Raw genomic sequence first — 7,969 nt, forward strand, 5'->3', positions numbered from 1 at the left:
CAGAGCACCGGACTCTTAATCCGGGTGTCCAGGGTTCGATCCCCTGACGACCCATACCAAGACATCACGCGTTTGCGTGGTGTCTTTTTTGCTTCCAGCGATATTTTTAGCGAGGAAATATTACAAATGTTACAAAAAGACTTTTTCCTGTAATCTCTTCTTAACTGGACCGTTACTTTTTTGCTATCGTTTTGAAATTTGGCCCTGTTAACATATAAACTGTCAAATGACACAAGAGCAGCAAGAAGGAATTTGCCAAAGGAGAAGTAACTTGGCAGACGAGAGCTTGCGACAAACAAAGGAGAATTTTTTTGAACATCAAATCTAACGTACTTAAATCAGTATTTGCTGCAGGCTTGGCTTTGACTGGCGTGGCAGCGATCAGCTTAGGCACGAACGGTCAAGCAGACGCGGCAACCATCGGTGACAGCGTAACGGTTGACTACATTGATGGGCAATCAATTGCAACTTGGTCAAACTACCACACTGCTACGGTTACCGGCTCCGTTAAGGACGGCAGCTCATGGCAGGTAGTTAAGACCGCCCGCGATGCTTCAGGTGAAAAGTGGTACAAGATCGGCAACCGCCAATGGATCTTGGCCAAGTACACCACTGAAGCATCAACTGCTTCAAACAGCACTTACAACGCGAATACTAGCAGCAGCACTAACACTGCAAACACTGCAAACAACACTAGCAGTTCAACTACTGCCACTACTGGCAACAGTTACCAGGCCAAGAGCACTAACAGCTCAACGGCTACTGGCTACACTACGAGCTACAGCTCATCAGCTAATAACTACGGCTACGGCTCAAGCTACAACTACAGCTACAGCGCAAACACTGGCTCAGCCAACACTTCCAGCTCTAGCGCAAGCACGACCAGTTCAAGCACTTCTGCTTCAACTTCAACTGCTTCCGCAAGCACTTCAAGCTCAACTTCTTCATCATCTGAAGAAGCGGCTAAGGCTTGGATCGCAAACAAGGAAAGCGGCGGCTCATACACTGCCTCAAACGGTAACTACTACGGCAAGTACCAATTGAGCTTGAGCTACTTGAACGGTGACACTTCTGCCGCCAACCAGGAAAAGGTTGCCAACAGCTACGTTCTGAGCCGCTACGGTTCATGGACTGCAGCCAAGGCCTTCTGGCAGGCTAACGGCTGGTACTAATAACGACTAGACACGTGCTATGCGAAAATGGTTCCTTTCGGGGAACCATTTTTCTTTGTTTCATTGCTTGTTTGCTGGTCATTTGCTTTTTTAAAGAGAAAAAAGCTGCCAAACAAGTTATAATAGAAGAAATAGGATAGAATTTGAATTGAGAAACAGAGGTTTAACGATGAAGAAATTTTTTGCAAGTACTGTAGCAGCCTTGGCAATGGGAGCAGTTTTTACCATTAGTCAAGTCAAGCCAGCTGAAGCCAGCAGCCGGCAGGCAGTTTTTACCCTGCCTAAGGGCTACACCAAGGCCAACTTGAAGAAGGCCTACAAGTACTCTACTTTGTCTTCGAGCCAGCAGAAGAAGTGGCTGAAAAACAAGAAGAACGTGGCTTGGCTGAAGAAGTGGCGGAAGATCAACGTCAAGGGGATGCAGGTCAATACTTTTGACCAAAGTGCTTTGCCAGAGAGCAGCAAGGACGACAAGACCATCGTCAAATTGACCAATGGCCACTTGACGACCAGCCAGTCCAAGACTCTGGCCGTCTACTCCTTGCGCTTGATCAACCAGGCTCGGGTAAAAATGGGCCTGAAGAAGTGGAAGTACAGCAAGGGAACCCAGAAGCTGGCCCTTGAAATTTCCAAGGAATACGTGGCAAACAAGAAGACGATCGCCACCGGCCATTATGTCCCGGGGATCGTCCGGGCCACCAAGCGGGTGGGCTTGAAATTGCCGGGCAACTACAACTATGTAGAAGATATGGCGGGCTTTAAGGATGGCCAGAAGCTCACCATGACGGCCATGAAGAAGGACATCTACTTCGGTTTAAAGACAATGATGTTCGGTTACCGCTACGCCAACCAGAGCAAGGTTACCCAGCTCAGCCAATACACTGAGTGGGAGCACGCCGGGGACTTGATGAACACCCAGGGCGGCAAGTACGACGGCGACTGGGACTACTACGGCTTCAACGTGTCCTACACCAACGGCACTTACTCCATGCACTACATCGGGGTGCCGTCTCACCTCAAGTGGGCCTACGGCGGCGCCTACTGGGGCAGCTTTAAGGCGTAAGCTGGAGAAAAATAAACAAAATACAGCAAAAGAAAGGCATGATTCCATTTGTTTGGGAATCATGCCTTTTTACTTTGTTTCTGTTTTCTGTCTCTTATTATTTGTTTTCAGCTGCAATCATGGCTAAGAACTTTTGCCAGCCAGCTTCACCAGCCGCGGTGTCTTTGTAGACCCCGGCGTCGGCCAGGACCTGGTCAAAAACGTCCAGCAATTCCTGCTGCAGGATCTGGTCAACGTTTTGTTCATTAATGTCTAGGTGCTTTTCCTGCAATTTTTTGGCCCATGGCAGGTGAATTTCAGCGATTTGGTTATCCTGGCCAAGCAGGTATTTCTTGACTTCGCTCAGCTCACCCTTTAATCGTCCAGGCAAGATGGCCCGGCCCATGACTTCGATTAAGCCAATGTTTTCTTTCTTGATGTGCCACTTGTCCTGGTGAGGGTGGAAAATGCCCAGCGGGTAGTCACTGCTGGTGTTGTTGTCGCGCAAGACGAGTTCTAAGACGTATTCATCCCCGTCCTTATGGGCAATCGGAGTAACCGTATGATGATGAACGCCATCTTTTTCTGCCACAATCCCCAAGTCAGGATCGCTGTACTTTTGCCAGGATTTGATGATCTTAGTGCCTAATTCAATCAAGGCTTCAGTGTCCTGGCTGATCAAGCGGATGTCGCTCATTGGCCAGTCAACGATGCCGCCTTTTACCTGCGGGTAGCCGGCAAAAGTGAGCTCCTGCTTGACTGCGGCGTTCATCATTGGGAAGCGGTGGCCACCGCCCTGGTAGTGCTCGTGGGACAGAAGAGAGCCGCCGACGATTGGCAGGTCGGCGTTTGACCCAACCATGTAGTGGGGGAAGGTCTTGACGATTTCCAGCAGATTGATCAAGGTTTGCTGCTTGATGACCATTGGCTCATGGATCTGGTCCAAAAAGATGCAGTGTTCATTGAAGTAGGCGTAAGGGGAGTACTGCATCCCCCATTTCTCCCCGCCAATATTCATGCGGATGATCCGCAAATTGCTTCTGGCATTCTTACCGTAGTCGCCTAAGTAGCCCTCGTTTTCCAGGCAGAGGTCGCATTTCGGGTAGTCAGTATCTTTCTTTTTGGCCGCGGCGGCAATGGCCTTGGGATCCTTTTCCGGCTTGGAGAGGTTGATGGTGATTTCCAAGGGGTGGCCGTAAGAGCTATTGCCGGAGAAAACAATATTCTTGGCAATTGCGGTCTTTTTAACATAGTTGTTATGGGTGCAGAGGTCATAGAACCAGTCGGTAGCTGCCTTTGGGCTTTGGTCGTACTTGTTCCAGAAAAGTCTATTGGTCTCACTCGGGGCAGGAGTCAAAAAATCTGCCAGCTGGTCGGCCAAAATCTCCCGGCTGGTCACGTCGTTTGGAATCTTGCCCCTTTTAACGGCCAGGTCAACCAGCTGCAGCAGGCTGCTTTCGCCGGAAGCCTCTTCTTCGACGTCCCCATCACCAACCAAAGCTTGCAGGCGGTTGAAGAGGTAGACCCGGTCCATTTCTTGATAATCAGTATTAGCGATAATTTTTCGCACAAAGTTTTCAATCAGCATTTCGGCTTCTCGTCTCCTTATTTTTTACAGTTTATGAGTCCCATCAACGATCTTGGCTTCGTAAAAGCTAGCAGCGTAGCCGATGGTGTCTTGGTAGATCCTGCCAACGTTTTCCTTGAATTCTTCTGCCTTATCTTCTTTGACGATGGCGATAGCACTGCCGCCAAAGCCACCGCCGATCATTCTGGCGCAAAGGCAGCCATCTTGCTTCCAGACACTTTCCACCAAGGTGTCCAGTTCCTTGCCAGTAACTTCGTAGTCAAAGTGCAGGGAAACATGGGAGGCGTTGATCAAGCGGCCCAACCGGTTCAGATCCTTGTCTTGCATGGCTTTAGTGGCCTTGATGGTTCTTTGGTTTTCAAAAACGGCATGGCGGGCTCGCTTAAGCAGGGTCTCATCATTGATCAAGTAGGAGTATTCGTCAAAAGTTTTCTCATCAATATCGCCTAAGTGGTCAATGTTGAGCTTTTCCTGCAGCCTTCTGGTAGCTTCCTGGCATTCACGGACGCGGTCGTTATAGGCTGAGTCGGCCAGGGTATGCTTTTTATTGGTGGACATGATGATGATTTCGCAATCGCCCAAATCCAGCGGCAGGTAGTCGTATTTCAGAGTGGCACAGTCAAGGAAAATGGCATGGTCTTTCTTGGACATGTTGATGGCGAATTGGTCCATGATCCCGGAAGAGAGGCCGATAAATTCGTTTTCGGTCTTCTGGCCGAGCTGAGCGAGTTTGACCGGATCAATCTCCAGCCCGTATTCTTCAGTCAGCACGTGACCGATCAGCATTTCGATTGAGGCTGAAGATGACAGGCCGGCACCATATGGCAGGTTGCCCCAAACATAGAGGTTGAAGCCATGGTCAATTTCGCGGCTTTCGTCTTGAACGTAGGCGGTCATCCCCTTGAAGTAGTTGATCCACTTGTGGTCTGGATCTTTTTCTAATTCGCGGTCGCCAATTTCAAAGACGACCAGGTCATCGTTTATATTGCCAGAGCAGATGGCAATCTTCTTGTCCTCTCTTGGTCCGTAAGCGGCGTAGGTCCCTAAGCTGATGGCACAAGGGAAGACGTGGCCGCCGTTGTAGTCGGTGTGTTCACCGATGATGTTGATCCGGCCTGGTGAGAAAAAGAGGTCGGCTGCTTCTTGCTTGAAGATTTGCTCAAAATTACTTTTTAAAAATTTTGTGTTCATTTTTGTTACCTTTTGTCGCAATTTGTTTGTCATTAACATTCTAACCGCTTCCACGAAAATAAACAATGTTTTAGGAGAAAAAAAGGCAAAATGTAACTAGGAGATTAAACTCATTTTTGCATGATTTTTTGCTTTTATTCTGTCTCACTAATGACTGGTCTAAACTCTTTCGCCTTGGATGATAAATTTTTCCCTCAGACAAAGTTAATAATCTAATTTTTGTAAGCCTTTTCCAAAAAGATGGCAAAGAAAACGGGAAAGGGTCTTAACATTGGTCTAATTTTAAACTATAGTATTGGCCATAGAAAGAAATCAAAAAAAGAGCTAAAAAAACGAGGCAAAAACAGATGAAAGCAGCAAGCAGATTAGAAGCAGATTCAATTGGTAGTCTTGAAGTCCCTACAGCCGCCTACTACGGCGTTCAGGCTGAACGGGCCAGCCGGAATTTTGAAATCACTCACTTAAAGATGAGTCCGGTTTTCTTGAGCAACCTGGCTTTGATCAAAAAGGCAGCTGCCAGCGTAAATTCCGAAATTGGTCTACTCACTAAGTCGCAGGCTGACGCGATTAAAACTGCTTGCGATGAAGTGATTGCCGGCAAATTCGCGGGTGATTTCATCGTTGACCCAATCCAAGGCGGGGCCGGGACCAGCGCGAACATGAACATGAACGAAGTCATTGCCAACCGGGCCAACGAACTCTTAGGCGGCAAGCGGGGGACTTACGACCTGGTTCACCCGAACGACCAGGTCAACATGGCTCAGTCCACCAACGACACCATTCCAACTGCTGGCAAGATGACTACCATCCTGCTTAGCGAGAAGCTGGTCGCAAGCCTGGACAAACTGGAAGCTGCTTTGCGGATCAAGGCGGATGAATTCTCTGACGTGATCAAGATGGGCCGGACCCAGCTGCAAGACGCCGTGCCAATGACCTTGGGCGACAGTTTTGCCGGTTACGCTTCAATGGTAGCTCGTTTAAAGAAGCGCTTGGAAAAAGCCACCATGGAAATGCACGAGATCAACCTGGGGGCAACAGCGATCGGGACTGGGATTAACGCTTCTCAATACTATGAAGACCACATCGCTGGTGAATTGAGCAAGCTCTTTGGCTTTGAACTCAAGCAGGCGGATGACCTCTTTGATGCTACGGAAAACCTGGACTCCTTTGTGGAAGTTTCTGGTGCTCTTAAAGCTTGCGCCATCAGCCTGTCCAAGATGTCCAACGACCTCCGTCTCTTGTCCTCTGGTCCGCGCTGCGGTTTTGCCGAAATCAACCTGCCAGCCAAGCAAAACGGGTCGTCTATCATGCCAGGCAAAGTCAACCCGGTTATCCCGGAAGTTGTCAGCCAGGCAGCCTTCCTGGTCTGCGGGCACGACACCACCATCACCATGGCGGCTGAGGCGGGGCAGCTGGAATTGAACGCCTTTGAACCAGTCGTCTTCTACCAGCTTTTTGAATCATTTACTGCTTTGACCGGAGCAATCGACACTTTGGTAGGAAACTGCATTACGGGCATCACTGCCAACAAGGGCCGCTGCAAGCAGCTCAAGGAAGGCAGCGTCGGCATCGCCACCGTTCTTTGCCCATACCTGGGCTACCAGCTCTCAGCCAAGATCGCCAAGCGGGCCCTTAAGGAAAAGCGCAGCGTCCGCGAACTTGTTCTGGAAGGCCATTTGATGAGTGAAGAAAAGCTGGACGGCTTATTAGGCTAGAAGTAAAAAATAATAGCCAGCCAGGCAGAAATAAACAAAAAAGAACAAAATTTCACTGAAAGGGTTTACAAAAGCGGCGGATGGTGTTACTATTAAAACCGTCAGCAAGAAAATTATTCTGATTGTGGATTGTTACTATTAAATTAGGCAAAACCGCGCTTCAGACTCCGTAAAAGGAGCCTTGAGGCGCGGTTTTTCTTTGCCGGCAGTCCAGGATATAAAAACAAAGAGGTAAAAAATGTCGGAAGAAACTATCAGCAAAGAAGAAATTTCAATGACCGGCTTCGCGATCGTTGCTTATGCCGGCGACGCGCGGACAGCCCTGCTCAAGGCCATGGACGAAGCCAGCCAGGGCCATATTTCAAAGGCCAAAGACCTAGTAAAAGAAGCAGAAGCTTCGATCAACGATGCCCACAATGAACAGACCAAGCTGCTGAGTAAAGAAGCCGGCGGGCTGGATCTGGACGTTACTTTCATCATGGTTCATGGCCAAGATACTTTGATGACGACCATGCTTTTGAAGGACCAGATGAAGACCATCATCGACTTGTATGACCGGGTCAACCAACTGGAAGGCAAGACTACCGACTAAAATTTGGACAAAGCGATCTTGAAAAAGCGCTTGCATATAGTGTTCGGTTATGTTAGAATAACCATCGCACGCAAAAACTTATAACTGAATATGGATTGTTACTATTAAATTAGGCAAAACCGCACTTAGTTTCTCTTTTCGTTGCTGATTGATCAGAAGGACTATAGATGCGGTTTTTTTCTGCCCAAATGGGCGGAGAGCTGTTTTCAATGCTAGGCAACTGGAATGGAGATCTGCTGAGAAAGTTTAAGGAGGAAATGCTCTTGAAGATCGTACAGGTTTTGAACAATAATGTCGCGGTCGTTAATGGCCATGACGGAAGACCGGCAATTGTAATGGGCAATGGTTTGGCGTTTGGCAAGAAAAAAGGTGATGTGATCGAAAATAAGCGAGTAGTATCCACTTTTATGCTGCGTGATGAGCATACGGTCGATGATCTGACGACTCTGCTTGAGGACGTGCCGGCAGATTTTGTCGCGGTAAGCTATTCGCTGATCGAGCAGAGCCAGAAAAAATATGATTTCGCGGTGGAAAGCTACTTGTACGTGACCCTGACCCTCCACCTTTATTCAGCCTATCAGCGGCTTGAAGGAGGGCGCTACAGAGCCAACTACACCTTGCCGGATCTCTCTGACAAGTTTCCTAAAGCTTATAAGATTGCTGACGACT

The 7,969-nt window shown here is 48.5% G+C and carries 7 protein-coding genes; 5 read left to right on the forward strand and 2 right to left on the reverse strand.

The window, feature by feature from the left end; genetic code table 11:
• Positions 1–311: 311 nt before the first annotated feature.
• Both ACI32D_RS05215 and ACI32D_RS05220 read left to right on the forward strand, forming a co-directional pair.
• The gene (locus ACI32D_RS05215) at positions 312–1,172 is read left to right on the forward strand and encodes an aggregation promoting factor (RefSeq protein ID WP_439775559.1); all 861 of its coding nucleotides are present in this window, start codon (positions 312–314) and stop codon (positions 1,170–1,172) included.
• 169 nt (positions 1,173–1,341) lie between these two features.
• Positions 1,342–2,235 (forward strand): SEC10/PgrA surface exclusion domain-containing protein, encoded by an 894-nt coding sequence (locus ACI32D_RS05220; RefSeq protein WP_439775560.1) that lies wholly within the window; start codon positions 1,342–1,344, stop codon positions 2,233–2,235.
• Positions 2,236–2,332: 97 nt separating this feature from the next.
• Here the strand turns inward: ACI32D_RS05220 and ACI32D_RS05225 are convergent, their stop codons facing one another.
• Positions 2,333–3,802 carry a UDP-glucose--hexose-1-phosphate uridylyltransferase gene (locus tag ACI32D_RS05225; protein WP_439775561.1) on the reverse strand — a complete coding sequence of 490 codons (1,470 nt, stop codon included), beginning with the start codon at positions 3,800–3,802 and terminating at the stop codon, positions 2,333–2,335.
• A 24-nt stretch (positions 3,803–3,826) separates the two neighbouring features.
• The gene (locus ACI32D_RS05230; RefSeq protein ID WP_439775562.1) at positions 3,827–4,993 is read right to left on the reverse strand and encodes a galactokinase; all 1,167 of its coding nucleotides are present in this window, start codon (positions 4,991–4,993) and stop codon (positions 3,827–3,829) included.
• A 347-nt stretch (positions 4,994–5,340) separates the two neighbouring features.
• On the opposite strand from ACI32D_RS05230, the gene ACI32D_RS05235 reads away from it, so the two are divergent.
• The 3 genes from ACI32D_RS05235 to ACI32D_RS05245 all read left to right on the forward strand — a co-directional run.
• Positions 5,341–6,708, forward strand: a complete 1,368-nt coding sequence (locus tag ACI32D_RS05235) for an aspartate ammonia-lyase (RefSeq protein WP_439775563.1) — start codon at positions 5,341–5,343, stop codon at positions 6,706–6,708.
• Between the two features lie 238 nt (positions 6,709–6,946).
• A complete protein-coding gene (locus ACI32D_RS05240; protein WP_439775564.1) occupies positions 6,947–7,300 on the forward strand; it encodes a PTS lactose/cellobiose transporter subunit IIA in 354 nt (117 codons plus the stop codon).
• Between the two features lie 257 nt (positions 7,301–7,557).
• Positions 7,558–7,969: CAT RNA binding domain-containing protein (locus tag ACI32D_RS05245; RefSeq protein WP_439775565.1), on the forward strand; the 412-nt coding region annotated here is incomplete at its 3' end.

The sequence above is a fragment of the Lactobacillus sp. genome (genome assembly GCF_051873315.1).
In the GTDB taxonomy this organism is placed as follows: Bacteria; Bacillota; Bacilli; order Lactobacillales; family Lactobacillaceae; genus Lactobacillus.

Coding starts and splice junctions, on each gene's coding strand:
- ACI32D_RS05220 (WP_439775560.1), top strand. CDS start 1,342: ATGAAGAAATTTTTTGCAAGTACTGTAGCAGCCTTGGCAATGGGAGCA.
- ACI32D_RS05225 (WP_439775561.1), bottom strand. CDS start 3,802: ATGCTGATTGAAAACTTTGTGCGAAAAATTATCGCTAATACTGATTAT.
- ACI32D_RS05230 (WP_439775562.1), bottom strand. CDS start 4,993: ATGAACACAAAATTTTTAAAAAGTAATTTTGAGCAAATCTTCAAGCAA.
- ACI32D_RS05235 (WP_439775563.1), top strand. CDS start 5,341: ATGAAAGCAGCAAGCAGATTAGAAGCAGATTCAATTGGTAGTCTTGAA.
- ACI32D_RS05240 (WP_439775564.1), top strand. CDS start 6,947: ATGTCGGAAGAAACTATCAGCAAAGAAGAAATTTCAATGACCGGCTTC.